The organism is Rhizobium sp. P1_E1, assembly GCF_056406015.1.
On sequence record NZ_JBFUAY010000040.1, the window covers coordinates 1 to 26,071 of the forward strand.

Genomic DNA, 26,071 nt, shown 5'->3' on the forward strand with positions numbered 1-26,071 from the left:
TCTCTCAATAGGTCGCGGCCGGTTTCGGCTTCTTCTCGGTCCATTGCGGCGGCGCGCCGTATTTGGCAGCCACAGCCCCCATCAGTCCGGGCGGTCGGCCGAAGGCGTCGCAGGCGGCGTATTTCGGTTTTCCGCCGAGCCACGATTTCATCCGCTGCCCCGATGGCAGCGAGATATCCAATCCCTTCGGCTCCTTGCCTTTGATCAGCATGCGGGAAAACTCGCTGCTGAATTTCGAAGCCAGGCTATAGGCGTCGCCGACTTCGGAAACGCGGGGGTTGTTCTGCAGCGAGTTTGCCCCGCGCGACCAGACGATGGCCGCCCGCTGCACGCCACCGCTGTCGACGGCTTCCGCCTCGACCGCCAGTCCGCCCAGGCCGGCCGGCAGCCGCGGCACGCCGACCGGCAGCACGAAACCGGTACCGACGGTCACGACGGTCGAAACACCGGCCATCGCCTTGTTGGTCGGCACGATGTCGGTGACGACCGAGCGGATTGTCAGGTCCGCCGGCTGGCCGGCTGAGACCAGCTGATATTTGTCGCTGAGCGAAATGCAGAGCGCCCGGTCCAGCGCGTTCGCCACCATCACGCGGTCGGCGTCCGATTTGACGCGGGTCGCGGCGTTGAAGGCGAAGGTCGTCGGCACGATACTCACCGTCTTTGCCGGGCTAAGGCGCGTCCCATCGACATAGACGCGCGATTTCGACAGCTTGCCCTTCGGCGCGCCGAGATTGCCATAGGAAGAAAGCGTGCCGGCCTCCTTCAGTGGCACCGAGCTGCAACCGGCCGCGGCCATGGCGAGCGCCAAGGGCAGTGCGAGACACAAGCCTCTCGACGCCAATGGGAAGGAAAATGGGAATGGATTGCTGCGCACGCTGTCTGGCCTCCGTCGCCGATAGCGCATAACCCCTAAAATCGAAATCGATTTTCGGAAAGGATCATGCGCAGTTTAAAGTGCTAGAGCGTCCTAGCGCGTCTTGTCGGACGCGCGGCGCTCTAGTGTCGGGCGAAAGTGGCGGTCGACAATTGCCGCAACATTACAGATCGCTTCCTAGAGCCTTTCCTGATCAGAACCAAGGTGGATTCTACTCAAGCAGGCCTGACCTATGCGAGTTCGATCGTCACCCGCGTTCCGGCAGCACTGCTCTCGATGCTGACCTCGCCGCCATGGTTTGCGGCGACCTGTTTGACGAGGCTGAGGCCGAGACCGGCGCCCCTGCTTTTCGGGGTGACGCGATAGAAGGGCTCGAACACCAGCTCTCGATGTTCGGCCGGAATACCCGGCCCTTCGTCGGCGACACTGATCCGGCCGCCGCCGGAAGGCGAGCGTGATACCGAAACCGTGATCATCCCCCTGTTGCCGCCGTGGTCGATGGCGTTGCGCACCAAGTTGCTCATCGCCCGCGGCAGGGCGGAAGGGCTGCCCCGGCGTTCAAGGCTCTCCGCCTCGCATAGAAATGAGATTTGATAGCCGTCGGCAATCGCCAGCGGCGCGAGATCGGCAACGACCGTTCGGGCGACTTCGACGAGATCGATCGTTTCGTGCAGATCGATCGCCTGATTGTTACGCTCGAAATCGAGCAGTTGTTCGGCAGTCTCGGCGAGGCGCGCGACGTCATCGAGCAATCGCCTGCGGTCCTGGCCCTCGGGTGTTCCGTCGATCCGCGTCTGCATGATCGCGATCGGCGTCCTGAGTTCATGCGCGGCATCGATAAGGAAGTGTTGCCGTTTGCGGAATTCATTTTCCAGCCGGTCAAGCGCCTCGTTGAAGGCAATCACCAGCGGGGCCACCTCCTTGGGGATGCCGTCCAGAGGCAGGCGTGCATCGTAGCGGCGAGGTTCGATCTCCGATGCCTTGCGGGCAACCTCGCTGACACTGGCCAGGGCACGCCTGACAATTCGCGGAACGGCAAGAAAAACCGCCGGCAAGGCGACGGTGAGCAGCGAGACATAGATCGGATAGACGGCGCCCATAAGGACAAGAACGGGCCAACCCTTGTCGGCGACGCCGCCAAACAGAACTCGGAGCTCGCCTATGGCAGTCTCCACGTTTTCAACGGACGCGATCTCGTTGGTGCCGACCGATCCCCTGATGTCTGCGCCCTGGAACAAATGGGTGAGATGCGCAAGTTCACTATAGGCTGCAGGAATGGCGCCATAGGATACCGAAGAACCGTTCGTCGTGGCGGCGACATACCAAAGCCCGTCATACTGCTCCTTGAGCGACGCCAGCTCTGGCGTATCTCGTATTTCAAGCTGGCCCTGCGCATCGAGCGCGACGGACCGGGCCAGTACCGCGGTGACATGATCCTCCAGCGCGACGTTGGGAGAAAGGATCGTCGCACCATAAACACAGAGACCGAAGATCACCGCCGCCACCACGGCGACGAATACAATGCTGAGTTGCCAGCTCAGCCGCCACCAAAGCGACGGATTGGTGTATTGCGCCTTGGTCATCATTCTTCCTTCATGAGGTAACCGACGCCGCGAATATTATGGATCGCGACGCCGGCGCCGGCATCGATCAGCCGCTTGCGCAGCCGCGATATATGCGCGTCGAGCGCGTTCGACTGGATTTCCTCTTCGTAGTTGTAGACAGCCGCTTCCAGCGTCGAGCGCAGCACGGTCTTCTCCTTGCGCCTTGCGAGGGCCGCCAGCACCAGAAGTTCGCGCCGGGGCAGGTCCAGCGGCACGGCATCGACGGTGACGCTCAGATGCAGCGGGTCGATCACCATCCGTCCGGCAGTGATCTTGAGTTCGGCCAGTTCAGGCGATCGCCGCAGCACGGCTCTCAACCGCGCCATCAGCTCCTCGACCAGGAACGGCTTGCCGAGATAGTCGTCGGCCCCGAGGTCGAGGCCTTCAATCCGCTCCTTCGGTTCGTTGCGCGCCGTCAGCACGATGATCGGCGTATCCTTGCCCGTCCGCCTGAGTTCCGGAATGAAGCTCAGCCCCTCCCCGTCAGGCAGGCGCCGGTCAAGCAGGATCGCATCGTAGAGGTTCTGCCGCGTCAACTCGACGGCGTCTGCCAGATGCATCGTGTGGTCGGTGACGATCCCATGTTTGCCGAGCGCGGCCGACAGCGCCTCGGCCAGTTCCCTCTCATCCTCTATCAGCAGTATCCGCATCGCCCGTCCATTGTCTCGCTCTCCCCCTCTGTCCGCCACAAGGGTTGCGGCAGCATTGCGGAGCTTGCAAGGCAGCCGGTCATGCTGCTGCAATTGTTGAGGTCCAGCACAAAGAATATTCGCGGCAGCTGGAGATCAAGATGATCCGACCTATCCTTCGTCTCCTGACGAGACACTTCCTCTCCGCCTTCATCCTCGCCGCACTGCTCGCAGCCCCACTCGTCATTCTGCACACGCTTCACGACAAATCGGCGTTCGAGAGCGGCCTTCTGATGGAGGTTCGATGATGGAGAGGCGAGCCTCAGGCAGTCTCGGCGTCTGCCCTGCAATAGGCCGAGAATGCGTGAAGATAGGCCTGCACCCTGGAACGGTTCTCCGCTGTCTCGATGCTTCGAAGCACCTCGGCTGGATCCAGTTTCATCAAAGGGAGCCGGAGGAAGATATCCTCCGCGAAACGGTCGGTGATGGTCGCAAGAACGGTGCGAAGACCTGCCAGCATGTCATCACCTCGATGCGAGGCGTGCAGCAAGGCGATCGGCTTATGAACGATCTCATCTCCCGATACGAGCCAGTCGATCGCATTCTTGAGGCCGCCGGGTATGGATCGCACATATTCCGGGCTGGCAATGATCACCCCGTCGCTCTTGGCGATCACATCTATGAAATCCCGCACCGCCTCCGGTAGAGATTCTCCCTCGAGGTCAGGCGAGAATACCGGCAACCGTCCGACGCCATCGAAGATCGAAACCTCGATATCACTGGGCGCTATGGCACGGATCGCCCGCAGCATAGCCGTATTGGTGGAATTGAGCCGGGCGCTGCCGGATATTGCGAGAATCCTCATGATCCTAACAGGAATCGATTGATCATGGCTGTCAACGCAAAAGGCCAGGTTCGATTGAGTAACGCCAAAAAAGCGACTTTTGCTTGAACTGGCCGAACCCCGCGTTAGCTTGGATGCTGCTGCCGAATCGGCTGGAATTACCCTCGAGGAAATACACATGACGGCTTTGATCGAGGCACGGGGCGTCAGCAAACGCTTCCGGCAGCACAAGCGATTTCCGGGCTTGCTGGGCGCGCTGAAAACGTTGGTGACCAACGAATATACGGAAGTCCTGGCCGTTTCCGACATCGGTTTCGACATCGCGGCGGGCGAAGCCGTTGGCTATCTCGGCCCCAATGGCGCTGGCAAATCCACGATGATCAAGATGATGACCGGCATCCTGGTCCCGAGCGCCGGCGCGCTCTCGGTGCTCGGCCGGACGCCACATCTCAGGCGGATGGACAATGCGCGCGAGATCGGCGTTGTCTTCGGCCAACGCAGCCAGCTGTGGTGGGACCTGCCGTTGGTCGACAGTTTTACCTTGCACCAGCGCATCTATGATATCCCCGTCGCGCGTTATGCGGATAATCTCCGGCGATTCAGCGAATTGCTGGATTTGACGCCCTTTCTCGACCGCGCGGTGCGCCAGCTCAGCCTCGGTCAGCGCATGCGCGCCGAGATCGTGATGTCACTGCTGCACGACCCCAAGATCCTCTTTCTGGACGAACCGACCATCGGTCTTGATGTGGTCGCCAAGGATGCGGTTCGGCGCTTTCTCGCCGAAATCAACCGCGAGCGCGGCGTCACCATCATTCTCACCACCCATGATCTGCAGGACATCGAGACCATCTGCCCGCGGCTGATCATGGTCGATCACAGCAGGCTCATCTTCGACGGCGAGTTGAAGAGCCTGCGCGCGGCATTGGGCTCTGCCCGGCGGCTGACACTCGAATTTGCCAGTGACCCTGGACCGCTCCCATTGCGCACAGCGGCCCTCGTCAGCGACGAGGGCTTGCGCAAGAACTATCTCATCGAGCGTGAAGACATCTCGCTGGTCGCAATCCTGTCGGAGGTCGGTAGCGGGCGCGACCTCAAGGACGTGGCGCTGCACGAGCCCGACATCGAAGAGGTCATCCGCACCTTCTACCAGCGCCGCAACGCCGACCAGCGTAGCAATGCCAAGGCCCGGGCATCATGAGCGCCTATTTCGCCTTCGCGCGCAGTTCCTTCCATTCGCAACTCGCCTACCGCAACGAAGTATGGGCCAATATCTTCGGCAAACTCGTGCAGGTCTTTGCGCGTGTCGCTATCTGGCAGGCGGCCTATGCCGGCGTCGGCGCAATCGTGGTCGACGGGGTCTCCCTGCAGCAGATGGTGACCTATGCCCTGCTCGGCGGCGCCGTGATGGGTGCAACCCGCCCCGAAAGGATCATTGGCGAGATCGGCCGGTCGCTCAAAACAGGCGATGTCGCGGTCTGGCTGCTCAAGCCCCTATCCTATCCGCTCTATCTCTTCGCCAACGAATGCGGCAGCTTTGGTTATCGCCTGATGACCCAGGTCATTCCGACCGTCGCCTTCACCGCGTTGTTTTACGGCATGCTGCCGCCGGCAAGCCTGTTCGATGGCCTGATGTTCATCGCCTTCTGGGCGCTATCCTTTACGCTGCTGTTCCTGATGTCGGCGCTCTTCGGCCTCGTCGCCTTCTGGCTGATGACGAGCTTCTCGCTGGACTGGATCCTGGGCGCCCTTCTACAATTGTTCTCGGGCCTGCTGATACCGTTCTGGTTCTTCCCCGAGCCGCTGGCTACGATTGCCCGCCACCTGCCCTTCGCCTGGGTGGTCTATTATCCCAATGCCGTCTATCTCGGCAGGCTTTCTACCGCCGATGTCTGGCTCCATCTCGGCCTGGGCCTTGCCTGGGCCGCATTGTTCCTTGCCGGCGTCCTCTGGCTGTGGCGCCGGGCCTCCGGCCGCATTACCGTGCAGGGAGGTTGATCGTGCTCATTCATCACCTGCGCGTCCTTCCGCTGCTGGTCCGGATGCATGTCCGCTCCCAGATGGAATATCGCGGCGCCTTCTGGCTCGACCGTCTTGCACAGATCCTTTCCTATGGCAGCGTCTTCGCCACCATAGGCATCCTGCTCGCCCGCTTCGACACGCTCGGCGGTTGGACCTGGCCGGAGCTTGCCCTGCTCTTTAGTTTCCAGCTGCTGGCTTATTCGCTCGGCGCCGCGATGAGTTTCGTGCAATTGCGCGATCTCGAAGAACTGGTGCGGCTCGGCACTTTCGACACGCTGTTGGTCAAGCCTTTCAGCCCCTGGGCCTATCTGGTCTTTTCCGGCCTCAATATCGGCTATACCGGCCACGTCATCCTCGCTGTGGTGCTGATGGGCTGGGCGGTCCTGTCCGTCGACTTCGCCTGGTCGGTCTGGTCCGTGTCGTTCCTCGTTGCTGTGCTCATCAGCGCAACGCTGCTGACCGCTGCCCTTATTACCATGATCGGCGCCACGGCGCTGATCTGGGTACGCTCCAACCACCTGTTCTCGATCTTCTTCGGCTTTTGGGAATTGACGCGCTACCCGCTCAACATTTTCCCCGGCGGCATACAAACCATCCTCATAACCGCGGTTCCGCTCGCCCTGACCAGTTCCGTCCCTGTCGGCGCCCTGCTCGGCAAGCCGATCCCGATCCTCGGGAATTGGGCTGGGCCTGCATCTCTTGTGGCCGGCCCGATCTGGGTGCTGATATCAATCGCTCATTGGCGCTACGCCACCGGCAAATACCAGGGTGCCGGAGGCTGATCGGGCTGACTGCTTTCCTGTATATTCAGGATGCCTGCGACAACGATCGCGCGCGAACCTCTAGGAATGCCGCCGTCAGCTTCGCCAGCACGGGCGAGGTGCATGTTCCGTTGGCGCCGCCGATCGGATCGACGATGTGGATCTGCCTGAGATCGTCCATGAACTCGTCCCAGAGCGGCGGCCCGCCTTCTTCGAGAAGCTGCGCGCGGATGCTCAGTTCCTCGCTCACAGGTAGATGGCGCCGCCCCCAAGCGCCGATCATGGCGAAGACGGGAACGAGCTGAATCGCCGGCTCCAGGAGGCTGTAGATCGCTTTCTGACTGTGGCTCGGATCGTCCCGCTTGCTGATGAACCCTAGCGAAAGCAGACGCTTCAGCCTGGCGGCGAGAATGTTGGAGGCGATCCCCTCCTCCGAATGAGTCAGAAGATCGCGGAAATGGCGGCGATTGCCAAACATGATGTCCCTGATGATGATGAGGCTCCACCGGTCGCCCAGCACTTCCATCGTCAGGTTGATCGGGCAACCCGACCGCAGTTCGATATCCACGATATTCTCCTATTACAAACTGGTTGCAATATAGGATCACTTATGCGACAACGCAACCAGTTTCAAATTGCAATCATATGGAGGAGAGCATGCCCAAGGTTCGTGTCGCAGCATTTTCCCTTTCCGTAGATGGTTTCGGCGCCGGGCCGGAGCAAAGCATGAGCGATCCGCTGGGCAAGCGGGGGACGGAGATGTTCGAATGGTTTTTCCGCACCCGCACCTTTCGCGCCATGATCGGAAAGGACGGCGGTTCCGAAGGCGTTGACGAGGATTATGCGGCTCGCGGCATGGCCAATTTCGGCGCCTTCATTCTCGGGCGCAACATGTTCGGCCCCATCCGCGGCGAGTGGCCGGATGACGCCTGGAAAGGCTGGTGGGGACCGAACCCGCCCTATCACGCGCCGACCTATATCCTGTCGCATTATCCCCGCGAACCGATCGTCATGGAGGGCGGCACGACGTTTCACTTCGTCACCGGCGGCATCGAGGAAGCGCTTGACAAGGCGGTTGCTGCGGCCGGCGACAAGGACGTGAAAATCGGTGGCGGCGTCAGCACCGTCCGCCAATATCTGCAGGCTGGCCTGATCGACGAATTGCATTTCGCCATCTCGCCGGTCGTCCTCGGCAAGGGCGAAGCGATGTTCACGGGCATCGACCTACCGGCCCTCGGCTTCCGTGTTGCCGAGCATGTCGCAACCGAACACGCCACGCATATCGTGCTCGCGAAATAAACGCGCCCCGGTCGGTATCCTAGGCGCGTCCAGATGGAATACCTCGGCCGCATCGAAGGCGTCCGCAACATCAAGACGAAAATCCCATTGCAGAAGATCAAACAATCCTGGCAGGTGACCCGCTCACGGCCGCCTGCCGGGATCGTTCGGCTGTCACCAAGCCGTGTCAAAATGGCCGTGGTATTGCCGCGGAATGAGCGTAGAGTAAACGCCATCGGAACATCGACACGACCGCTTGAGAGACCATAGGTGCTCTTGCCGCTTCATGGAGGGTACGAAGATGCTCCTGTCGCTCATCTCGCTCAATGATGATGAAATAACCATCGTCACCGATGCCGTTCGGCAATGGTGCTGCGAGAGGAAGCTCGACATCGACAGCATCGAAGGACGCCACGCCATCACCGTCGCCGTCGATCTCGTCCAGATGAACACCGACTGCGACAGGCTTTTTGCCGCGCTGTCGAAGCAACTGGACCACCAGTAGGACCTACTCCATCCATTGAGGCACCATAGCATTCTGCGATGACAGGCGCTGGAATGCAGCGCTTTCGCTTGCCATCCCCTCACACCGCCACCTCGCGCCAGCGCCCCGGAGTACCAGGGTGTTGGGAGCACCGGGCCCAATGGAGCGCAGCCGGAACATCATGCCCCGTCCCGGCCAGCCCCAAGCTGTTCGAGGTAGGCACAGAACATATCGGCCATGGCGTCGGCATAGGCGTCGATCTCGGCAGCGCTTCGGGGTGCCTCCGAGAACTGCTTGCCCACCGTGCCGAGCGTCGTGGTGATCAGGTCGCCGGCAAGGGTCCGGGTCGCCTCCGGCGCGTAGGGTAAAGCCTCCTGCATGAATAGCTCGACGATGCGGTCCCCCGATGCCCTCGCCGCCTGCGCCTCCGGCGCATCGCGATAAAGGGGTGCTGCGTCATGGAGCGCCACGCGCATCGCCGCCTCCTCGCACTCCGAGCGGAGGAAGGCATGGACGAGGCGGCGCAGCCGTTCGAGCGGCGGCCTTTGCGCATCGGCGAGGATGCCGCCGAGCATGTCCGTTGTCTGCCGCCATTCGTCGCTCTGCAGCCGGAAGAGGATCGCCGCCTTGTTGGGGAAATACTGGTAGAGCGATCCGATGCTGACGCCCGCCCTTTCGGCCACCCGCGCCGTGGTGAAGCGTTGCGCGCCTTCCCGCGCCAAAACCTGAGCAGCGGCATCCAGGATCGCCGCCACGAGTTCCGCCGAGCGGGCCTGCTTGGGCTGTTTTCGCGAGGAAATCCGGGCTCTTGGGCGATCGGTCATGGCAGCGCTCCGCAATGCGAATAGCAGATGCGACGAATTACTCGTATTTTTCACTCCACACAAGAACCTGTCACCAAGGAGATATGACATGACGACACTGACCACCGCCCCGCTGGCGCCCCTGCTCGATGGCCTATTCGAAGAGGCCGCCACGGCGACGAGCCCGGCAATGTCGGCCCTGTCAGGTGATGAGCGAATGCGCCTGATCGGCAGCAAGACCGAATATTTCGACCTTTACGGGCGCCTCAGGGATCTCTGGCTTCCCGTCTCCAGGGAGGCCGGCGCGCTGCTCTACATGCTGGCGCGAAGCAGCCGCGCACGTACGATCGTCGAATTCGGCACATCCTTCGGCATCTCGACCCTCCATCTCGCAGCCGCGCTGCGCGACAATGGCGGCGGCCGGCTGATCACCAGCGAGTTCGAGCCGTCGAAGCTGGTCCGCGCCCGCGCCAACCTGACGGCCGGCGGCCTCATCGACCTCGTCGAGATCCGCGAAGGCGATGCCCTTAAGACCCTGAGCACCGATCTCCCGGAGACGATCGACCTGCTCTTCCTCGATGGCGCCAAGGCGCTCTATCGCGATATCCTGGAACTGGTCGAAGACCGCCTGAGGCCAGGCGCCCTTATCGTCGCCGACAATGCCGACCTCTGCCCGGAATACCTCGCCCGYGTACGCTCGCCCGCAGCCGGCTACCTCTCGACGCCATTCGAAGAAGATATTGAGCTGTCGATGCGGACCTGATGATCCCAGGCTGTCGCCCGCCGCCCCAACGCATAGCGGCGGCGGGCGACAGCCCGTTTCATCGGCGCATCTTCATCTCGGAACCGCGCCGTAGCGCAGCCCATCGACCAGCAGGGAAACCATGCGCCGGGCATGTTCAGGCCCTTGGGCGTAGGCGTGCATGCTGAGGCTGGCGGCCGCATTCAGAAGATCCTCGGCAGCGATATCGGTGCGCACCTCGCCGGCGGCAGCGGCGGCGTCGAGAAGCGAGCGAAGGGCGGGATGCAGTCGCTGCTGGAAGTAGGCGGGCAAGGGATCGAAGGCCGGGTTGCCGGAGTGCAGGGCCGCCGCAAGCCCGCGCTTGGCCGCGATGAAATCCACGAACCGCTGCATCCATCTGGCCAGTGCCTCGCCCGGCGCATGTTCGGCTGCAAGGATCGGCGCGGCGTCGGCGCAGGCATCGATTTCGCGGCGGAAGACAGCGACGACAAGATCGGAACGCTCGGGGAAATGCCGGTAGACGGTGCCGATGCCGACGCCGGCCTTCTCCGCAATCTCGCGCACTGGGGCGTCGACGCCAGAGGTCGCAAATACCGCCATTGCCGCCTGAAGCAGTCCGTCGAGATTGCGTTTGGCGTCGGCGCGCACGGGCTTCTCCGCTCTTTCCCCAGCTCGCCGGCCGTCCTCCTGCTCTTTTCTCTCGTCGCTCATCATTCACTCACTTGCGAAACGGAACATTGTTCCGTATATAAACGGAATGCGGTTCCGCTTATGTAACATGGCGTGACGGTGTTGGCCACATCGACGCGCACGAAGTCCGCCTCCCCAATAAAAGGAACAGACCATGCAATACCGCACGCTTGGAAGAACCGGAATCAAGGTCAGCCCCTATTGCCTCGGCGCGATGATGTTCGGCGCCGCTGGCAATCCCGACCACGAGGATTCGATCCGGATCATCCACAAGGCGCTCGATGCCGGCATAAACTTCATCGACACCGCCGATATCTACAGCCGCGGCGAATCCGAGGAGATCGTCGGCAAGGCGCTCAAGGGACGGCGCGACGACGTCGTGCTCGCCACCAAGGCGCATCTGCCGATGGGCGACGACCCGAACCGGCAGGGCAATTCACGCCGCTGGCTGACTCGCGCGGTCGAGGATTCGCTCCGCCGCCTGCAGACCGACCATATCGATCTCTACCTGATCCACCGGCCAGCCCCCGATACCGACATCGAGGAGACGCTGTCTGCACTCACCGACCTCATGCGGGCGGGAAAGGTGCGGGCGCTGGGATCGTCGACCTTTCCCGTTTCGGAAATCGTCGAGGCGCAATGGGTTTCCGAGCGCCGCGGGCTGGCCCGCTTCCGCGTGGAGCAGCCGCCCTATTCGATCCTCAACCGCGGTATAGAACGCGAGGTTCTGCCCACCTGCGAGCGTTACGGAATGGGCGCGATGGTGCGGAGCCCGCTGGCGATGGGCATGCTCACCGGCAAATACCGCAAGGGCGCGCCGCAACCCGACAGCGCCCGCGCCAAACGCTTCCCCAGGCAGATGAACGACGAGCGCCGGCTGGACGCGGTCGAACGGCTCATCCCGCTCGCGCAGCAGGCAGGGCTTTCGCTGGCACACATGGCGATGGCCTTCGCTATCGCCCATCCCGCCGTCACCTCGGCAATCATCGGCCCGCGCACGATGGAGCACTTCGACGATCTGCTTGCGGGCGCCGGGGTGAGCCTGACGGACGAGATCCTCGACCGGATCGACGCGATCGTCCCACCCGGCACCGACACCGGCCCGTTGGAGGCAGCCTACAACCCGCCTGCGGTGGCACAGCCGAACCTGCGCCGCCGCCCGATAGCGGCGCGCTTCGCCGCCTGACCGGCAGGGTGAGGATCCAGTGAATCGATCGCAGGGCCGAACGCCCTGAGCCATGCGAAGGGGCAGCAGCGGCGCCTCCCTCCCTCTTTCCTGTGCTCGCCACAGGAAGGAGGGAGGAGAATGGGGAGCATCTGCGTCACCTTGACTGGTGTTCCGTTTCAAATTGCCGAAGGGCCAAAAACACGAACGTGCGCACGATCAACATTTGGGCAGCACAAAGCGACCTTCGCTTAAAGGCGTTTTTCAAAGAACGTGTCCGGGTATGGGTCATCATTGAAACGGTCGATCTCACTCCAGCCGGTTCCGCGATAAAGCCGTGTTGCCTCGGGCAGAGCGCTATTCGTATCCAGACGCAGGAGCTTGATGGACAGCTCGCGAGCGATGTTCTCGGCGGCCGTCATAAGGCGCGTTGCGAGCCCAAGGCCACGCGCGGACGGGGCGACCCAGAGCCTTTTGATCTCCGCGACTTCACCGCCATTGCCCTTCAGCCCGACACAGCCGATCGGCAGGCCATCCGACATGGCCACCAGGAACGCACCGTGCGGACGGATCATATCCTTGGCGTCGGGATCGCGAGAAAGCGCCACATCGAAACCCTTCTCGAAGCGGCGTGCAAGTTCGCCGTAGTATTCGTTAAGACAATAGCTGGCGTCCTCGTGCCGAGGGTCTTTCTCCTCGAGCACGATCTGCTCACGTCTCAGCGAGGAAGCGACGATATCCATGGCGCGCAGCAGTTCGTCCGGGCGACGATGGCGCGCCAGAAGCGATTTCGCCTGCGCATTAGAAAGCGCTTCATAAGCCAGAAACTCGGAACGGCCGGTTTCAGTCAGCCTGGCAACGCGGCGACGCGCGTCCTGCGGGTTCGACACCGTCTCGATGAGCCCCTCCTCTTCCAGACTGCGCAGCAGACGGCTCATCAAGCCAGAGTCGAGACCGAGATAATCGCGGATCACCGCAACATCCGATTGCCCCCGGCCGATCGAATTGAGGACGCGCGCAGCACCCAGCGGACGGCCGCGTCCGAGAAAAGACGTATCGAGAGCGCCGACTTCGGAGGTGACGGCACGGTTGAAGCGACGGACACGAGAGATAGGATCGCAAGTCATAGTGTCTGACTTTAGTCAGATAATTGATCCTGTCAATTCAAAGCACTCCAAGGGACGCGCAAATGAGCCGCGCACGCCGCCATCCGCCTTGCGCGCCACTATCCCCTCGCCTATGGGAATGGCAACGTTCTCAAGGCCGCCCCTTCCGTGTTCCGTTTTGCTTTCCACGCCGTGATCGTTCTCATTCTGACGTTGCTGACGCAGATCGGCGGCATCGCCTATCTCGTGGCGCTGGCCGCCTCACGCGCCTGCGGCCTACGGCGATTTCCGGCAAAGCTTACAATCTTCCTGCTTTGCTATGGCAGCGCCACGCTTGCCGCAAGCCTCGTCGCTCCGATCTTCGGACGGGTTCCCCTCTCCTGCGTCGCCAGCGCTGCAGACAGGCTCATGGTCCGCTCCCCGATCTATTGCCTGCTAAACCGGAACTACGTCACTCCAGACGTGCGCGATCTGGCAAACGCGCTTGCCGCCCACATGGATAAGGAATTTCCGGGAACCGTCACGGTCGCGCTGGATGCCAATTTCCCCTTCGTGAGAGGCTTTCCGCTGCTACCGCATCTGTCGCATGCCGACGGGAAAAAGCTCGACTTCGCCTATTATTACAAGGACGTGGACGGTACCTTCCTGAATGGCGCCACTCGCTCTCCGATCGGCTATTTCGCCTTCGAGCAACCCGCCTCCGGCGACGAACTGCCATGCCAAGGGCGCAACGACTGGCTCACCACCCGCTGGAACTTTGATGCGCTGCAGCCCCTGTTTCCGGCCTATCGGATCGAGGAGCAGCGCACATCGGCCGCGATCGGCTGGTTGACGAACGAAGGTGTGACGCGCTTCGGCTTGCAAAAGATCTTCATCGAGCCGCATCTGAAGAACGCGCTTGGGATCACCGACAGCCATGTCCGCTTTCAAGGCTGCCGCGCCGCCCGCCACGACGACCATATTCATATCCAGGTCGAGTGATTCTCTCGCCGGTTCCTCTGGCCCAGACCCTCAGGAGCGGCGGCGCGCAGTATAGATCGCCGTCGCGGCTCCTTTCCCGAGTTGTCAAACTGGGTGGGTTTCGTCATAGGCACGCTGTGCAGCAAATATGGCGTCCATATTCTTCTCCGCCCAGTGGGCAAGGGCGGAAACGGTATCCGTCAGCGTGCGCCCCAGCGGCGTCAGCGCATATTCTACGGTCACCGGCACGGTCGGGAAGATCGTGCGAGAGATCAGCCCGTTGCGCTCCAGCTTCCGCAGCGTCTGCGCAAGAACCTTCTGCGATATGCCCTTGATGTCGCGGCGGATATGATTGAAACGCACGGGGTCGCCTTCCAACCGGTCGAGGATAAGCAGCGCCCATTTATCCGCCAGCCGATCCAGCACCAGCCGCGTCGGGCAGCGGTCCTCATAGACATTGTAGGCCTGTTGCATCGCCGTCATCTGTTCTTTCCTTCCCGGTGCGGTTTCCCAGAGGAAACCATGTGACAAAAAAGTGCTCTCTTTTCTAATCCGAATTTCCCTGTATCTAACCCACAGAAAGATAGTTTCCAATAGATACCAAGGAGAGTGACATGAGCAGCAAGATTCTCGTTCTCGGCGCGACAGGCACCGTCGGCAAACATCTGGTGGATGGGCTTCTGGCGAAGGGCGAGGCCGTCAAGGCCGCTTCCCGCACGGGCAAGCCCGTGGCCGGCGCCGAGGGCGTCATCTTCGACCATGGCAAGCCGGAAACCCATGGCCCAGCCTTCGAAGGCGTCGACCGCGCCCATGTGCTTCTGCCTTCCGGTTATGTCGATGCCAAGGGCCTGCTGCTGCCCATTATCGAAGCGGCCGCCAGCCGCAAGGTAAAGGTCGTGTTCCAGAGCGTTTTCGGCGTCGACGCGGACGACTCCATTCCCTATCGCCAGGTCGAGATCGCCCTGGAAACATCAGGCACACCTTACGTCATCCTGCGCCCGAACTGGTTCGCCGACAATTTTCACACCTTCTGGAAGGCCGGTATCGACCATGGCCAGATCGCGCTTCCGGCCGCCGAGGGTAAGTCCGGCTTCATCGACGCCCGCGACATCGCGGCAAGCGCCGTGGTCGCCCTTACCTCCGCGGCCTTCGACGGCAAGGCGTTCAACCTGACCGGGCCGGAAGCCCTGTCCTATGCCGAGGCCGCCGCCATCCTTTCCGCGGTCATCGGCAAGCCGATCGCTTACAACGCCATCACGGACGACGCCTTCATCGGCATTCTCACCGGCGCTGGTGTACCGGCCGACTATGCGAGCTTCCTCGCTTCAATCTTCTATCCGGTTCGCCAAGGCTGGACGGCCGTCGTGACCGGCGATGTCGAGACGCTGACGGGCAAGGCACCGCGTTCGTTGAAGACTTACGCGGCAGATTATGCCGCAGCGCTGAAGGCGTAATTGCAAACAAAGTCGCAGGCGGCGGTGTCCGCCGTCTGCCCTCCATGCAATGATAAACGGAAGTCCGGCAATCGCCGCTGCAGCCGCCCCAGGCGACATCCCTCAGGGAGCCATGCCATGCGTTCAGCCCTCGCGATCCTCTTCCTGATCGAAATCTGTCTTTATGTCACTGCCTCGCTCACCCATGCCGGGTTCGTCCTCGAAGGCCACGAACATCGGCAGGCGATGATCGCCGAAGCGGTGATATCGGCCGTCCTTCTCCTCGGCCTGATCTCGCTCGGCCTTGACCGACCGTGGAGCCGAACGGCTGCGATCTCGGCCCAGTCCTTCGCCCTCCTCGGCACCCTCGTCGGCGCCTTCACCATCGCCGTCGGTGTCGGCCCGCAAACCACGCTCGATTACATCACCCATGCCGTGATGATCCTGCTCCTGGTCACCGGCCTCGCCTGGCTGGCAAGGAACCGGAACGCCTCTCCCCTAGGATAGGGATCGAGCCACGACGCCTATCCCAACGGCAGTTCGAAGCTTCGCTTCAGCGTTTCCATCGGCACGTCGGTCTTGACGCTGAGGACGCTTGGGATGCGCGTCAGGTGATCGGCCTGAAAACGCCAGTAGCTGTGCAGGTCGGCGGTGACAATCCGAAGCACGGCATCGCATTCCCCTGTCGTCAGGTAGCATTCCATCACCTCGGGAAACCGCCTGACGGCTTCGGCGAACCGGAGCGTCACCTCGGCGTCCTGGGTCTTGAACCACACGCGAGCAAACACCGTCAGCCCCGCCCCGACCTTTGCAGGGTCCAGCACGGCGACGTAGCGATCGATGATCCCGGCCTCTTCCAGCAGCCGCACACGACGCAGGCACGGCGATGGCGACAGGCCTACCTCCTTCGCCAGATCGACGTTCGAAATACGCCCGTCACGCTGAAGCACGCGCAGGATATGGCGATCGATTGGGTCCAACGTGATTGGCATTTCATAGCTCCAAGCATTCTTCAAATGGCAGAATATGCCAAATTTTGGTAATTTTGAAGAAGCTTTGCAAGCTCATTGCGCGGGACTTGGCCTATCGTTTCAGCATCATGATGGAGATGGGCTGATGACGAAGATAGAGAAAATTGTGCTTTCTTATTCGGGCGGGCTGGATACCTCGATCATTCTCAAATGGTTGCAGGAGACCTACGGATGCGAGGTGGTGACTTTCACCGCCGATCTCGGCCAGGGCGAGGAGCTCGAACCGGCGCGCGCCAAGGCGGCGATGTCAGGGGTCAAGGACATCCGCATCGTCGATCTGCGTGAGGAGTTCGTCCGCGATTTCGTCTTTCCGATGCTGCGGGCGAACGCGCTCTATGAGGGGCAGTATCTGCTGGGCAGTTCCATCGCACGGCCGCTGATCGCCAAGCATCTGGTCGGCATAGCCCGGGAGGTTGGCGCGCATGCCGTTGCCCACGGTGCGACAGGCAAGGGCAATGATCAGGTCCGGTTCGAGCTGGCCGTCAATGCACTCGACCCGTCGCTTAAGGTCATTGCTCCCTGGCGCCAATGGAACATCCGCTCCCGCATGCAGCTTCTGGAATATGCCGAGAAGCATCGGATCCCGGTGCCGAGCGACAAGCGCGGCGAGGCGCCGTTCTCGATCGACGCCAACCTGCTGCACACCTCGACCGAAGGCAAGATTCTCGAAAATCYGGCGGAAGTCGCGCCCGATCATGTCTATCAGCGCACGGTCGATCCCGTCGACGCTCCCGACACGCCTGAGATCATCACCATCGGTTTCGAGAGGGGCGATCCGGTTTCGGTGAACGGCAAGTCCATGACACCGGCCGCATTGCTGACTGAGCTCAATGGACTGGGCGGCCGGCATGGCATCGGGCGGCTCGATCTGGTCGAAAACCGCTTCATCGGCATGAAGTCGAGGGGAATATACGAAACGCCGGGAGGGACGATCCTGCTCGCGGCACACCGCGGCATTGAATCGATCACGCTCGATCGCGCCGCGGCGCATCTGAAGGACGAGATCATGCCCCGCTACGCCGAGCTGATCTATAACGGCTTCTGGTTCGCTCCCGAGCGGGAAATGCTGCAAGCGCTGATCGACCACAGCCAGGCTTTCGTCAGCGGCGAGGTGACGCTCAGGCTCTACAAGGGAAGCGCCTCGGTCATCTCCCGCGCCTCCCCCTTGTCACTCTACTCCGCCGACCTCGTCACCTTCGAGGAAAGCGCCATCGCCTACGATCATCATGATGCCGAAGGCTTCATCAGGCTCAACGGCTTGCGGCTCAGGAGCTGGGCGGCCCGCAACGGCAGATGACCGCTCGATCTTCAGCGCACTAACGCTCACGACTAATGCCCACATTGACGGCACCTTCCTTCGTGGCTGACCGGGGCAGTCAAGGCATCCAAGGAGAAGCGCGAATCCAATTTCAAACGATTTTAAAAAAGCAGCTCGGCAAGTTAATCGATTTTAATTTTATCGTTAAAATTTTCTTGTTGCGGCGCACAAGAATTTAGACATTAATTTTCTCGGATGCTCAGTTTATTCGTTGGAGAACTCGCATGACTGTGACATTTCCGCTAACCGAAAAGCGCGATGCGGAGACATTGCTGAAACACTTGACGTTGCACAATCTCAGCTTTCCGGGAAACTGCGTCGTGTCGCTCAAGGCGCACGTCGCCCAGGTCTCATCCTCTCATACAACAGCGCTCGGCACCGCCCGTACCGCCTGGTAGGGATTAATGTCGCCGCATCGCCGTCGACAATAGGATCGAAGCAATCCTGGCTGGATCGCCCACGCGGAGATGGATGAAGCCGAGCGCGTCGACAGCTTAGCTCGCGGCAGGCAGCCCCATGCCGGCGAGCTTCAGGATATCCTCGACCTTTGCGTCGGGATCGGCGCCGGGTTCGACCTGGCCGTCTATCATCAGCAAGGCAAGGCCATGCGTCAGAGACCAGAGAAAGAGCGCGGCGTTCGGCACGTCGCCGGGCGTCAGCCGCTTTTCGAGGTAGTCCTTCATCTGCCGGTAGACCTGCATCCGCCGGGCGCGTATCGCTTCGTTTCCCTTGGAATAGGCCTGAAAACCCTCCCCGAACATCAGCCGGTAGAGACCGGGATTCGCGCGGGCAAAGGCGACATAGGCGATGCCGCCGGCAAGCAGATTGCGCCGAGGACCGGCTAGGGCGGCATCGATGCTTTCGCTGAGTTCGACAAACCCTTGTTCGGCGAGTGCTGCCGCGATGGCATCCAGGCTGTTGAAATAGTGATACGCCGCCGGAGCCGAGACGCCGGAGCGGCGACCAATCTCCCGTATGCTCAGCCGTCGGTCTTTGCCTTGCTACGCTTCGTCGTCGGCCTGCCGAGCGCATCCATCGTCTTCGACTATGGCGAACCCCTCGAAAACTATTCGCCCGAACGCCGTGCCCGCGCCGCGGAAATGGGAGCGCGCACAGCCGCGGCCGGCGAGCCATGGCTGACGCACTTCGATCCCGAGGACCTTGCGAACCGATTGCTGAGCTTGGGCTTCACATCCCTGGAGGATATCGGTCCGACCGAAATGGCAAAACGCTTCTTCGGCCTCCCCAGGGATGCGCCGGATCGCGGCGCCGGTCCCCACGTCATATTCGCCGGGAAATAGGGAAATCCCCGAGATGTCGAGTTACGGCAATCGAGCTGGCCTCAGCCGTCGTAGACGACAGCAATCTTGTTTCCGGCGGGGTCACGCACGTAAGCGGAATACCAGTTTGGTCCGTAGTGCGGACGTAGACCAGGCGCGCCCTCGTCCGTTCCGCCGTTGGTCATGGCAGCGTCGTAAAAAGCGTCCACCTCGGCGCGGGACTTGGCCATGAAACCAACCATCGAGCCATTTCCGGCGCTCGCCGGTTCGCCGTCGAACGGCGTGCAAACCCATAGAACGAAACCTTCACCCTTCCCGCCTTCGGAATAGGCGCTCCACCCGGGAAACTCTCGATGTTTGCTCCATCCGATCGTTGCCAAGCTCGCATCATAGAAGCCATTCGATTTGACGGAATCGATTGCGCCGACGGTTGCGTAGACACTCATGGTCTTCCCTTTCGCTGCTCCAAGATCGGGAGAATTCATATCGCAAGCATGTGAACACAACAAGAACATATAGCTGCGTTTTCCGCAGAAGGTCAGCGACCAATCGCAAACGGACGGTTATTGCCGTGTCTGCAAAAATTCCTATTCTGGGCAACGCCGATGGCGACTAAAACCTGAGGCTTCACGGCTATTTGCGACAGGAAATTTGGATCACATCATGACGACTCTGAGCCGCCCCGATCTCAGCGATATCCACCGTGGCGACTGGGTGGATCGCCGGCTGCCCATCGCATGGCGGCCATATACGCGGTTGGCGCGGCTGGATCGCCCGGTCGGAATATGGCTGACGCTCTTCCCGTGCTGGGCCGCCCTTATCCAAGCATCCCACGGTCTCCCAGACCTCAGGCAATTGGCGATCTTCTCTCTCGGCGCTCTTCTGATGAGAAGCGCCGGTTCCACGGTCAACGACATCGCTGATCGGAAGTTTGACGGCCATGTCGAGCGGACCCGCTTTCGGCCCTTGGCAAGCGGAGAGATCGCCACGCTGCCGGCCTTTATCTTCCTGACCGTTGAACTCGCACTGGCGGCTTCGCTTCTGTTTTTCCTGACGCCTTACACCCGCCTCATCGCGATATATGTGCTGCCGCTCGTCTTTGTCTATCCGCTCTGCAAGCGCTTCACCCACTGGCCGCAGGCCGTCCTGGGCGCGGCGTTCAATTGGGGGATGCTGATGGCATGGGCCGAGGCTGCCGGACATATCCCGGTCGGCGCCGTGCTGATGTGGGCCGGGGCCATCGCCTGGCAGATCGGCTATGATACGATCTATGCCTATGTCGATCTAAAGGATGACACCCGTCTTGGCCTGAAATCGACGGCAATTCTGTTCGGCCGGCACGGCAAGACCTTTATCGGCCTATTCTATGCTCTGGCGGTCGGCGCGTGGTCGCTCGGGGGCTGGCTGTTGGAAATGTCGCCGCCTTATACTGTCGGAATGCTGGTGATCGCCGTCCATCTTGCCTGGCAGACCCGGCGGATCGATCTTGCCCGCCCGGACATGAATTATCGCCTGTTCCTGGCGAATATCCTGACCGGGGTGCTGCTCGCCTGCACGGCTTTGTCAGGCACATGGTGAGCAGCTCGAGGACGTAGCACCAATGACCTGTCTCAAACATGGCGTGTTCGCCGCGGCCATCATGCTGGCAGCAACGATGACATCCCTGCATCAGGCGCATGCCCAACCATGCGAGCAGGAGAGCTTCGAAGAGGCGAAATACGTTGTCTGCACTCTGGAACCGGGCAATGCCGACCTGCGATTGTTCTGGAAGAACGCCGATGGCGCGCCATACCGCGCTTTTTCAAGCCTAGCCGAAGCCGTTCGCGCCGAAGGGCGAACGCTGACTTTCGCCGTCAACGCCGGGATGTATCGGGCCGATTTTTCGCCGATGGGACTTTATGTCGAGAACGGCAGGGAATTGAACCCCGCCAATACGACGGAGGCCGAAAGCTCAGCCGGTCAGGTGCCGAATTTTTATAAGAAGCCGAACGGCGTGTTCTTTCTGGGTCAAGCAGGCGCTGGAATACTCCCGACCGAGGAATTTCTGAAACGCCGGCCAAAGGTGCGGTTCGCCACCCAGTCCGGCCCGATGCTTGTCATCGCCAACAAGCTGAACCCGATCTTCATCGTCGGCTCGACAGACCGGACCCGCCGCAGCGGTGTCGGAACCTGCGAGCGCGGCTCGGTTCGTTTCGCGATCAGCGAAGACGGAGTGAATTTCCATGATTTTGCACGCCTCTTCCGCGATCATTTGAAATGCCCAGACGCGTTGTTTCTCGATGGCGGACGGGGTGTCGGACTTTACAATCCTGAAATGGGCCGCAACGACCGGTCTTGGCACGGCGGCTACGGCCCTATCTTCGGGCTTGTCRAGTAGCGCCAGTCTGCCGCGGCGGGCTGGATTCCYGTGACGAGCACTTGAGCGAGGGGGATATAGCGGCGCTCGTAGCAACACAGGGCATGTGGCACGGTCGCCCCGCCATTCGGGTGCAATGCGAGCACTTCGACCTGCAGGGCAGAGGTCGTCCGAGGAGAGGCCTCGCGTTGCCGTCATAGGCCACTCGGTTAGGTCGCAGGCGAGACCGGCAAGGGTTCGTCGATGTCTTCGGGAATGAAGCCGCCGGTCTGGCGTTTCCACAGGCGGGCAAACAAGCCGTCGCGCTCGACCAGTTCGTCCGGCCTGCCCTCCTCCACGATGCGCCCGTGATCGAGCACGACGATCCGGTCCATCCTGGCAATGGTCGACAGGCGGTGGGCGATGGCGATCACCGTCTTTCCCTCCATGACGAGGTTCAGCCTTTCCTGGATGGCGGCTTCGGATTCGCTGTCAAGGGCAGAGGTCGCCTCGTCCAGCACCAGGATCGGCGCGTCCTTCAGGAGAACGCGGGCGATCGCCACACGCTGGCGCTGGCCGCCTGAGAGTTTGATCCCGCGGTCGCCGACGAAGGCATCATAGCCGCTGCGGCCTTCGCCGTCGGAAAGATCGGCGATGAAGACATCGGCGCTGGCCATCTTCGCCACCGCTTCGATCTCGTCCGTCGTCGCCTCCGGCCGGCCGTAGCGGATATTGTCGCCGACCGAACGATGCAGCAGCGCGACGTCCTGCGCGATGACGCCGATGGCGCGGCGAAGGCTTGCCTGTGTGACCGCGCGGATGTCCTGCCCGTCGATCAGGATCGCGCCGTCCTCTATGTCGTAAAAACGCAGCAGCAGGCTGACCAGCGTCGTCTTGCCGGCACCTGAGAGGCCGACGAGCCCTACCTTTTCGCCGGGCCGAACCGTCAGCGACAGGTCATCGATGACAGGTTTGCCGGACTTGTAGGCGAAGCGGACGTTCTCGAAATGGATCTCCCCACGGCTGACCGTCAGTTCGGCCGCATCCGGCCGATCGGTGATGGTGGGCGGTGTTGTCATGACCGGCATGGCGTCCTTGATCGTGCCGAGCGCGCGGAAGATCTGCTGTCCCATTTGCAGGAAGGTGAAGGACCCTGCCGAGAGGCGTTGGAGGATGTAAACCGTTGCGGCGAAATCGCCCACGGTCAGGAATCGGTCAAACAGCCCCCAGAAACCAATGCCGAGCATGACGAGCCAGAGCACCATGTTGAGGCTGATGACGACGAGTTCGGTTGTCCGGTAGATGCGCTGTTCGTGGTGAAGCGTATCGACCCCCTTGGACATGATCTTTCTTAGCGCACCTGCCTCGCTGTCTTCAGCTGCAAACTGCTTGACCATCTGGATGTTGCCGTAGATGTCCGTCAGGGCACCGGAAATGAGGCTGTTCTGCTTTGCCGAGCGGCGGGCGCGCTCCGTAAAATCCGGAACGACCTTGATCGCAAAGAGCACGTTGAAGGCAACCCAGACGATGACTGGCAGCGCAAGCTGCCAGGAGAGCGCGAGCAGAAGAACAACGGAGCCGATGATCTGAAGCAGAAAGCGCGGTGCCGTCTGGAATGCGATCAGGATCTGTTGCTGAACGGCATTGGCGACCTGACCGAGCCGGGATGCGACCTGGCCGGCGAAAAGATCATGGAAGAAGGCGAGGTCCTGCCGCTCGACGGCCTTGTGCCCCTGCCATTGAATCGCAACGGGCAGGCTGATGCCGATCGTGTGCGAATTGAGAATATTGGTGATGTAGAAGAGAATGGGCATCACCGGAAAAAGCAGAAAGGCAAGGACTGCCAGCAGCCGGAAATTACTGTCGACGAAGAGTTCTACGCCTTGTGTCGTCACTCCGTCGACAATGACTGAAAGACCCCAGATGATCGTAAGGTTGATGGCTTCGATGGCCATCGAGGTCAGCGCCATGGTGATGATGACGCCCCGAAACATCGCGATGAAGTGTATGAGGACTGCCACGGGCCCCTTGGTGGGCATCGGCCGGTAGGGGATGTCGAGCGGCCGGATCAAGGTTTCGAAGGGACGATAGATCGCATCTGAAATCGACATGGGCCGCTCGGATCAAAAATCGGGAGGAGGCGTGGACTCAGCTACGCTGGGTCGCAGAAAACCATCTTCCGGCTGCCATCTCAATTAGAAATTTCAGAAAATCTGCCGCCAGGAGGTATCGGTCGCAAGCGCAGGAAGCAGGCGGCGGCGAAAAGCGCCAATTGCGGTCGTCAAGGGGTTGGGGCAGATTGCGATCGTTGTATGGTACAGGACGGAACCTACGCTCATGCTGACGGGCTCATGTCATTGCGGCAAGGCGGGCTGGACACTTGAGGGTGATCCCGGCTCGATCACCGCCTGCAACTGCACGCTCTGCAAACGATACGGCACACTGTGGGCTTATGACTACGAAGGAGAGCGCATCGCTCTCACCGGTGAGACCGCCTCCTACACCCGCACAGACAGGGACGAGCCGTCTCTCGAGATCTTGTTCTGCCCATCCTGCGCCTGTGTCTTGAGCTGGCGCGGCCTGCGGCTTCGAAAGGATGGCCGTCGGCGCATGGCCGTCAACATGCGGCTTGCGCCGCCGGATCTCGTTCACGATCTGCCAATCGATCATTTCGACGGCCTGGACACGTTTGAGGACCTGCCTTCCAAAGGGCGCTGCGTACGCGATCTGTGGTTCTGAGCAGACTGCGAAGATCGACACACCGCCGGATCGCGTCAGATGCGAACCCGATAAAAGATCGTTCTGCGCAAGACCACCTCAGCCATGCCGCGCCGCCTCGATCGCCGCAATGTCGATCTTCCTCATGGTCATCATCGCGTCAAAAGCGCGCTTTGCCTGGCCACCGCCTGCCGAGAGGGCTTCGGAGAGGACCCGCGGCGTAATCTGCCAGGACACGCCCCACTTGTCTTTGCACCAGCCACACCCGCTTTCCTGGCCGCCATTGCCGACGATGGCGTTCCAATAGCGATCGGTTTCTTCCTGATCGTCGGTTGCGATCTGAAATGAGAAGGCTTCGTTGTGTTTGAACACAGGACCGCCGTTCAGGCCGATGCAAGGAACGCCCGCAACGGTGAATTCCACGACCAGTACGTCTCCTTGCTTGCCGTCAGGATAATCTCCCGGTGCACGAATAACGGCACCCACGGCGCTATCGGGAAAAGTCGCGGCATAGAAGCGGGCAGCCGCCTCAGCCTCTTTGTCGTACCATACGCAGATCGTGTTCTTTGCCATTGCGCGGTCCTTTCGCTCTTCGTTTCGCATTTTTCAGTGACATAAGAGGCAAACCGTCTTTCTCCAGCCCAGTCCGCGCGATTTCACGCGGATGATTGCCGAGCGCTTAAATTGGTGGAGGCGCCGCCATACCTCCCCTTTCTTCATCCCCGTGCTCGTCAGAGGGATCCAGTGCGCCCAAGTCCTTGGGCGCACGAGATACTTTTGCAAGTGGAAGATTGCGGAACTGTGGATTACAGTTCCGCAAGTGCATTCAGCGTCATCTGCATTCACTTGGCGCGCATGCCGTGGACGCGACGCGATCTAAAACATATTCCGCGCATCGCTGCGCGGATCGCCCGCCACGCGATGCGGCTCGTAGAGGCCGCTCCGCGCCTTACGCCGCCACGGCCTGGCAATATCGCCGGGATTGTCGTCGATATCGGCGAGCGATATCGACGCCGTTCCATCCGCAGGGCATTGCGCCGCCCACTGGCCACCGGGCGCGACGATCCCGGAAGACACAGGATCAGCTAAACCCGGATGTGCGAGTATGGAAAAACTCACCCAGTACCTGTTGCTCGCCGCATACCCCTGCACCTCCGCGGCGAAGGAGGTATCGTTGGCCGGCGTCCCCCCAGTCGACGAAAACAGCACGCAGTGGACATCGAGCCGCTCGTATTCAGTGAAAATTTCGGGAAAGTTGCACTCCATACCGAGCGAGCAACCAAAGCGGATGCCGTCGACCTCGAAGGTCACGGGGATCGAACCCGGCGTGTACATGAAGGAGATCTTGGTGTTCGACAGTAGGCGCTCGTCGTAGCGCGTCACCAGTTCGCCGCGGTCGGAGACGACATAGAGGCTGTTGTGCGGCCGGTGCGGCGCCGTCAGCGGATGCACCGAGCCGATGACCGCCCAGAGCCCCAACTCGTGCGCCAGCCTGCGCGTTGAATCCAACTCCTCGCGAAGCACGGCCCATTCGAACCGCCGCCAATCGGAGGGCCCGATCTCCCGCGGCCCGATTTCCGACATGATGCGTTTGTTGGGCGATGATGTCGCCCCTTCGGGAAAATGGACGAGCCGCGCGCCTGCCTCCCGCGCCTGCCGCATCAGCAGGCGCATCTCCTGTCCGCTTTGGCGAAGCTTGTCGATATCGCGGGGATCGTCCGCATAGGTAGTCTGCGCCACGGCCAGACGCAGGCGTCTTGCCTCAGGCGYTGCGTCGTTCGCCGACTTGGGGAGAACATGCATGCGGGCGGTGGTGTAGGATTCACCCGTCTTGGCGGCGCGCGCGCGCACCCGCCGTTTGAAATTTCCATTCTCAGTCATATCAGGGCCTCTCACGTTCCGGACATCGTTCCCCAGCAACAGCCCAAAACATCAGGACCAAGATCACGACCCGAGACGAAAGTCCCTTTGCCTCCGGTTGAAGACCCTGCTGGGGA

At 61.3% G+C, this 26,071-nt stretch carries 30 protein-coding genes and 2 pseudogenes; 17 read left to right on the plus strand and 15 right to left on the minus strand.

What is annotated here, in order from left to right:
• Positions 1-4: 4 nt before the first annotated feature.
• The 3 genes from AC1D1Z_RS15700 to AC1D1Z_RS15710 form a co-directional block, all read right to left on the minus strand.
• Entirely contained in the window at positions 5-904 is a 900-nt protein-coding gene (locus AC1D1Z_RS15700) for a DUF3313 domain-containing protein (protein ID WP_130652628.1), read from the minus strand.
• 200 nt (positions 905-1,104) lie between these two features.
• A complete protein-coding gene (locus AC1D1Z_RS15705) occupies positions 1,105-2,460 on the minus strand; it encodes a sensor histidine kinase (protein ID WP_130652629.1) in 1,356 nt (451 codons plus the stop codon).
• Positions 2,457-3,128, minus strand: coding sequence for a response regulator transcription factor (locus AC1D1Z_RS15710; RefSeq protein ID WP_018242549.1), 672 nt, complete (start codon positions 3,126-3,128; stop codon positions 2,457-2,459). The genes AC1D1Z_RS15705 and AC1D1Z_RS15710 overlap by 4 nt, the downstream gene beginning before the upstream one ends.
• Positions 3,129-3,268: 140 nt before the next feature.
• On the opposite strand from AC1D1Z_RS15710, the gene AC1D1Z_RS15715 reads away from it, so the two are divergent.
• Entirely contained in the window at positions 3,269-3,415 is a 147-nt protein-coding gene (locus AC1D1Z_RS15715; protein WP_018242550.1) for a hypothetical protein, read from the plus strand.
• Positions 3,416-3,429: 14 nt separating this feature from the next.
• Here the strand turns inward: AC1D1Z_RS15715 and AC1D1Z_RS15720 are convergent, their stop codons facing one another.
• The gene (locus AC1D1Z_RS15720) at positions 3,430-3,972 is read right to left on the minus strand and encodes an NADPH-dependent FMN reductase (RefSeq protein ID WP_018447178.1); all 543 of its coding nucleotides are present in this window, start codon (positions 3,970-3,972) and stop codon (positions 3,430-3,432) included.
• Positions 3,973-4,129: 157 nt separating this feature from the next.
• On the opposite strand from AC1D1Z_RS15720, the gene AC1D1Z_RS15725 reads away from it, so the two are divergent.
• Genes AC1D1Z_RS15725 through AC1D1Z_RS15735 form a run of 3 tightly spaced genes read left to right on the plus strand, consistent with a single transcriptional unit; the run spans position 4,130 to position 6,752 of the window.
• Positions 4,130-5,149: an ABC transporter ATP-binding protein gene (locus tag AC1D1Z_RS15725; RefSeq protein ID WP_130652630.1), complete on the plus strand. Its 1,020-nt coding sequence runs from the start codon at positions 4,130-4,132 to the stop codon at positions 5,147-5,149.
• Positions 5,146-5,946: an ABC transporter permease gene (locus tag AC1D1Z_RS15730; protein WP_130652631.1), complete on the plus strand. Its 801-nt coding sequence runs from the start codon at positions 5,146-5,148 to the stop codon at positions 5,944-5,946. The genes AC1D1Z_RS15725 and AC1D1Z_RS15730 overlap by 4 nt, the downstream gene beginning before the upstream one ends.
• A gap of 2 nt (positions 5,947-5,948) precedes the next feature.
• Positions 5,949-6,752: an ABC transporter permease gene (locus tag AC1D1Z_RS15735; RefSeq protein WP_130652632.1), complete on the plus strand. Its 804-nt coding sequence runs from the start codon at positions 5,949-5,951 to the stop codon at positions 6,750-6,752.
• A 25-nt stretch (positions 6,753-6,777) separates the two neighbouring features.
• On the opposite strand, the gene AC1D1Z_RS15740 is transcribed toward AC1D1Z_RS15735, so the two are convergent.
• The gene (locus AC1D1Z_RS15740) at positions 6,778-7,299 is read right to left on the minus strand and encodes a winged helix-turn-helix transcriptional regulator (RefSeq protein ID WP_027684032.1); all 522 of its coding nucleotides are present in this window, start codon (positions 7,297-7,299) and stop codon (positions 6,778-6,780) included.
• 89 nt (positions 7,300-7,388) lie between these two features.
• Between AC1D1Z_RS15740 and AC1D1Z_RS15745 the strand changes: the two genes are divergently transcribed.
• Together AC1D1Z_RS15745 and AC1D1Z_RS15750 are read left to right on the plus strand one after the other, a co-directional pair.
• Positions 7,389-8,030, plus strand: a complete 642-nt coding sequence (locus AC1D1Z_RS15745; RefSeq protein WP_047621088.1) for a dihydrofolate reductase family protein — start codon at positions 7,389-7,391, stop codon at positions 8,028-8,030.
• 280 nt (positions 8,031-8,310) lie between these two features.
• Positions 8,311-8,514, plus strand: a complete 204-nt coding sequence (locus AC1D1Z_RS15750; protein ID WP_047621227.1) for a hypothetical protein — start codon at positions 8,311-8,313, stop codon at positions 8,512-8,514.
• Between the two features lie 158 nt (positions 8,515-8,672).
• Here AC1D1Z_RS15750 and AC1D1Z_RS15755 read toward each other — a convergent pair whose 3' ends face one another.
• Positions 8,673-9,317: a TetR/AcrR family transcriptional regulator gene (locus AC1D1Z_RS15755; RefSeq protein ID WP_018242558.1), complete on the minus strand. Its 645-nt coding sequence runs from the start codon at positions 9,315-9,317 to the stop codon at positions 8,673-8,675.
• An 88-nt stretch (positions 9,318-9,405) separates the two neighbouring features.
• Between AC1D1Z_RS15755 and AC1D1Z_RS15760 the strand changes: the two genes are divergently transcribed.
• On the plus strand, positions 9,406-10,059 hold the full coding sequence (locus AC1D1Z_RS15760) for an O-methyltransferase (RefSeq protein ID WP_113543601.1): 654 nt from the start codon (positions 9,406-9,408) through the stop codon (positions 10,057-10,059).
• 72 nt (positions 10,060-10,131) lie between these two features.
• Here the strand turns inward: AC1D1Z_RS15760 and AC1D1Z_RS15765 are convergent, their stop codons facing one another.
• Positions 10,132-10,752 carry a TetR/AcrR family transcriptional regulator gene (locus AC1D1Z_RS15765; RefSeq protein ID WP_113543600.1) on the minus strand — a complete coding sequence of 207 codons (621 nt, stop codon included), beginning with the start codon at positions 10,750-10,752 and terminating at the stop codon, positions 10,132-10,134.
• A gap of 130 nt (positions 10,753-10,882) precedes the next feature.
• Between AC1D1Z_RS15765 and AC1D1Z_RS15770 the strand changes: the two genes are divergently transcribed.
• Complete coding sequence (locus AC1D1Z_RS15770) at positions 10,883-11,914, plus strand: aldo/keto reductase (protein ID WP_130652634.1); 1,032 nt, start codon at positions 10,883-10,885, stop codon at positions 11,912-11,914.
• 230 nt (positions 11,915-12,144) lie between these two features.
• Here the strand turns inward: AC1D1Z_RS15770 and AC1D1Z_RS15775 are convergent, their stop codons facing one another.
• Positions 12,145-13,020: a bifunctional helix-turn-helix transcriptional regulator/GNAT family N-acetyltransferase gene (locus tag AC1D1Z_RS15775; protein ID WP_130652635.1), complete on the minus strand. Its 876-nt coding sequence runs from the start codon at positions 13,018-13,020 to the stop codon at positions 12,145-12,147.
• A 147-nt stretch (positions 13,021-13,167) separates the two neighbouring features.
• Between AC1D1Z_RS15775 and AC1D1Z_RS15780 the strand changes: the two genes are divergently transcribed.
• Positions 13,168-13,980: a hypothetical protein gene (locus AC1D1Z_RS15780; RefSeq protein ID WP_047621094.1), complete on the plus strand. Its 813-nt coding sequence runs from the start codon at positions 13,168-13,170 to the stop codon at positions 13,978-13,980.
• 84 nt (positions 13,981-14,064) lie between these two features.
• On the opposite strand, the gene AC1D1Z_RS15785 is transcribed toward AC1D1Z_RS15780, so the two are convergent.
• Positions 14,065-14,442 carry a winged helix-turn-helix transcriptional regulator gene (locus AC1D1Z_RS15785; RefSeq protein WP_183619136.1) on the minus strand — a complete coding sequence of 126 codons (378 nt, stop codon included), beginning with the start codon at positions 14,440-14,442 and terminating at the stop codon, positions 14,065-14,067.
• A 131-nt stretch (positions 14,443-14,573) separates the two neighbouring features.
• Here AC1D1Z_RS15785 and AC1D1Z_RS15790 point away from each other — a divergent pair, with 131 nt between their 5' ends.
• Complete coding sequence (locus tag AC1D1Z_RS15790; RefSeq protein ID WP_113543598.1) at positions 14,574-15,413, plus strand: SDR family oxidoreductase; 840 nt, start codon at positions 14,574-14,576, stop codon at positions 15,411-15,413.
• A 117-nt stretch (positions 15,414-15,530) separates the two neighbouring features.
• Positions 15,531-15,899, plus strand: a complete 369-nt coding sequence (locus AC1D1Z_RS15795) for a hypothetical protein (protein ID WP_113543597.1) — start codon at positions 15,531-15,533, stop codon at positions 15,897-15,899.
• Positions 15,900-15,916: 17 nt separating this feature from the next.
• Here the strand turns inward: AC1D1Z_RS15795 and AC1D1Z_RS15800 are convergent, their stop codons facing one another.
• The gene (locus tag AC1D1Z_RS15800; RefSeq protein WP_113543596.1) at positions 15,917-16,384 is read right to left on the minus strand and encodes an Lrp/AsnC family transcriptional regulator; all 468 of its coding nucleotides are present in this window, start codon (positions 16,382-16,384) and stop codon (positions 15,917-15,919) included.
• 124 nt (positions 16,385-16,508) lie between these two features.
• On the opposite strand from AC1D1Z_RS15800, the gene AC1D1Z_RS15805 reads away from it, so the two are divergent.
• Together AC1D1Z_RS15805 and AC1D1Z_RS15810 are read left to right on the plus strand one after the other, a co-directional pair.
• On the plus strand, positions 16,509-17,720 hold the full coding sequence (locus AC1D1Z_RS15805; RefSeq protein WP_477851119.1) for an argininosuccinate synthase: 1,212 nt from the start codon (positions 16,509-16,511) through the stop codon (positions 17,718-17,720).
• Between the two features lie 245 nt (positions 17,721-17,965).
• Positions 17,966-18,139, plus strand: coding sequence for a hypothetical protein (locus tag AC1D1Z_RS15810; RefSeq protein ID WP_018242568.1), 174 nt, complete (start codon positions 17,966-17,968; stop codon positions 18,137-18,139).
• A 96-nt stretch (positions 18,140-18,235) separates the two neighbouring features.
• Here the strand turns inward: AC1D1Z_RS15810 and AC1D1Z_RS15815 are convergent.
• Positions 18,236-18,730, minus strand: a pseudogene (locus AC1D1Z_RS15815) (TetR/AcrR family transcriptional regulator); the annotation flags it as partial.
• Between AC1D1Z_RS15815 and AC1D1Z_RS15820 the strand changes: the two are divergent.
• Positions 18,719-19,042: pseudogene (locus tag AC1D1Z_RS15820) on the plus strand (SAM-dependent methyltransferase); the annotation flags it as partial. The pseudogenes AC1D1Z_RS15815 and AC1D1Z_RS15820 overlap by 12 nt on opposite strands.
• 41 nt (positions 19,043-19,083) lie before the next feature.
• On the opposite strand, the gene AC1D1Z_RS15825 reads toward AC1D1Z_RS15820, so the two are convergent.
• The gene (locus AC1D1Z_RS15825; RefSeq protein WP_047621102.1) at positions 19,084-19,467 is read right to left on the minus strand and encodes a VOC family protein; all 384 of its coding nucleotides are present in this window, start codon (positions 19,465-19,467) and stop codon (positions 19,084-19,086) included.
• Between the two features lie 217 nt (positions 19,468-19,684).
• Between AC1D1Z_RS15825 and ubiA the strand changes: the two genes are divergently transcribed.
• Positions 19,685-20,599 carry a 4-hydroxybenzoate octaprenyltransferase gene (ubiA, locus tag AC1D1Z_RS15830; protein WP_113543594.1) on the plus strand — a complete coding sequence of 305 codons (915 nt, stop codon included), beginning with the start codon at positions 19,685-19,687 and terminating at the stop codon, positions 20,597-20,599.
• 22 nt (positions 20,600-20,621) lie between these two features.
• Positions 20,622-21,398, plus strand: coding sequence for a phosphodiester glycosidase family protein (locus AC1D1Z_RS15835; RefSeq protein ID WP_477851122.1), 777 nt, complete (start codon positions 20,622-20,624; stop codon positions 21,396-21,398).
• A gap of 188 nt (positions 21,399-21,586) precedes the next feature.
• On the opposite strand, the gene AC1D1Z_RS15840 is transcribed toward AC1D1Z_RS15835, so the two are convergent.
• A complete protein-coding gene (locus AC1D1Z_RS15840) occupies positions 21,587-23,467 on the minus strand; it encodes an ABC transporter ATP-binding protein (protein ID WP_113543593.1) in 1,881 nt (626 codons plus the stop codon).
• Positions 23,468-23,693: 226 nt separating this feature from the next.
• Between AC1D1Z_RS15840 and AC1D1Z_RS15845 the strand changes: the two genes are divergently transcribed.
• Positions 23,694-24,095, plus strand: coding sequence for a GFA family protein (locus AC1D1Z_RS15845; protein WP_130652636.1), 402 nt, complete (start codon positions 23,694-23,696; stop codon positions 24,093-24,095).
• Positions 24,096-24,173: 78 nt separating this feature from the next.
• Here AC1D1Z_RS15845 and AC1D1Z_RS15850 read toward each other — a convergent pair whose 3' ends face one another.
• Entirely contained in the window at positions 24,174-24,647 is a 474-nt protein-coding gene (locus AC1D1Z_RS15850; protein WP_130652637.1) for a VOC family protein, read from the minus strand.
• Between the two features lie 303 nt (positions 24,648-24,950).
• Positions 24,951-25,955, minus strand: a complete 1,005-nt coding sequence (locus tag AC1D1Z_RS15855; RefSeq protein ID WP_477851125.1) for a carbon-nitrogen hydrolase family protein — start codon at positions 25,953-25,955, stop codon at positions 24,951-24,953.
• Positions 25,956-26,071: the final 116 nt, after the last annotated feature.

What these genes read in the sequence shown, in the direction of transcription:
- AC1D1Z_RS15725 (WP_130652630.1), top strand. Translation starts at nt 4,130, where the DNA reads ATGACGGCTTTGATCGAGGCACGGGGCGTCAGCAAACGCTTCCGGCAG.
- AC1D1Z_RS15770 (WP_130652634.1), top strand. Translation starts at nt 10,883, where the DNA reads ATGCAATACCGCACGCTTGGAAGAACCGGAATCAAGGTCAGCCCCTAT.
- AC1D1Z_RS15840 (WP_113543593.1), bottom strand. Translation starts at nt 23,467, where the DNA reads ATGTCGATTTCAGATGCGATCTATCGTCCCTTCGAAACCTTGATCCGG.
- AC1D1Z_RS15765 (WP_113543600.1), bottom strand. Translation starts at nt 10,752, where the DNA reads ATGATGAGCGACGAGAGAAAAGAGCAGGAGGACGGCCGGCGAGCTGGG.
- ubiA (WP_113543594.1), top strand. Translation starts at nt 19,685, where the DNA reads ATGACGACTCTGAGCCGCCCCGATCTCAGCGATATCCACCGTGGCGAC.
- AC1D1Z_RS15845 (WP_130652636.1), top strand. Translation starts at nt 23,694, where the DNA reads ATGCTGACGGGCTCATGTCATTGCGGCAAGGCGGGCTGGACACTTGAG.
- AC1D1Z_RS15755 (WP_018242558.1), bottom strand. Translation starts at nt 9,317, where the DNA reads ATGACCGATCGCCCAAGAGCCCGGATTTCCTCGCGAAAACAGCCCAAG.
- AC1D1Z_RS15700 (WP_130652628.1), bottom strand. Translation starts at nt 904, where the DNA reads ATGCGCTATCGGCGACGGAGGCCAGACAGCGTGCGCAGCAATCCATTC.
- AC1D1Z_RS15800 (WP_113543596.1), bottom strand. Translation starts at nt 16,384, where the DNA reads ATGCCAATCACGTTGGACCCAATCGATCGCCATATCCTGCGCGTGCTT.
- AC1D1Z_RS15710 (WP_018242549.1), bottom strand. Translation starts at nt 3,128, where the DNA reads ATGCGGATACTGCTGATAGAGGATGAGAGGGAACTGGCCGAGGCGCTG.
- AC1D1Z_RS15775 (WP_130652635.1), bottom strand. Translation starts at nt 13,020, where the DNA reads ATGACTTGCGATCCTATCTCTCGTGTCCGTCGCTTCAACCGTGCCGTC.
- AC1D1Z_RS15715 (WP_018242550.1), top strand. Translation starts at nt 3,269, where the DNA reads ATGATCCGACCTATCCTTCGTCTCCTGACGAGACACTTCCTCTCCGCC.
- AC1D1Z_RS15825 (WP_047621102.1), bottom strand. Translation starts at nt 19,467, where the DNA reads ATGAGTGTCTACGCAACCGTCGGCGCAATCGATTCCGTCAAATCGAAT.
- AC1D1Z_RS15785 (WP_183619136.1), bottom strand. Translation starts at nt 14,442, where the DNA reads ATGACGGCGATGCAACAGGCCTACAATGTCTATGAGGACCGCTGCCCG.
- AC1D1Z_RS15730 (WP_130652631.1), top strand. Translation starts at nt 5,146, where the DNA reads ATGAGCGCCTATTTCGCCTTCGCGCGCAGTTCCTTCCATTCGCAACTC.
- AC1D1Z_RS15795 (WP_113543597.1), top strand. Translation starts at nt 15,531, where the DNA reads ATGCGTTCAGCCCTCGCGATCCTCTTCCTGATCGAAATCTGTCTTTAT.
- AC1D1Z_RS15705 (WP_130652629.1), bottom strand. Translation starts at nt 2,460, where the DNA reads ATGATGACCAAGGCGCAATACACCAATCCGTCGCTTTGGTGGCGGCTG.
- AC1D1Z_RS15790 (WP_113543598.1), top strand. Translation starts at nt 14,574, where the DNA reads ATGAGCAGCAAGATTCTCGTTCTCGGCGCGACAGGCACCGTCGGCAAA.
- AC1D1Z_RS15850 (WP_130652637.1), bottom strand. Translation starts at nt 24,647, where the DNA reads ATGGCAAAGAACACGATCTGCGTATGGTACGACAAAGAGGCTGAGGCG.
- AC1D1Z_RS15745 (WP_047621088.1), top strand. Translation starts at nt 7,389, where the DNA reads ATGCCCAAGGTTCGTGTCGCAGCATTTTCCCTTTCCGTAGATGGTTTC.
- AC1D1Z_RS15750 (WP_047621227.1), top strand. Translation starts at nt 8,311, where the DNA reads ATGCTCCTGTCGCTCATCTCGCTCAATGATGATGAAATAACCATCGTC.
- AC1D1Z_RS15720 (WP_018447178.1), bottom strand. Translation starts at nt 3,972, where the DNA reads ATGAGGATTCTCGCAATATCCGGCAGCGCCCGGCTCAATTCCACCAAT.
- AC1D1Z_RS15810 (WP_018242568.1), top strand. Translation starts at nt 17,966, where the DNA reads ATGACTGTGACATTTCCGCTAACCGAAAAGCGCGATGCGGAGACATTG.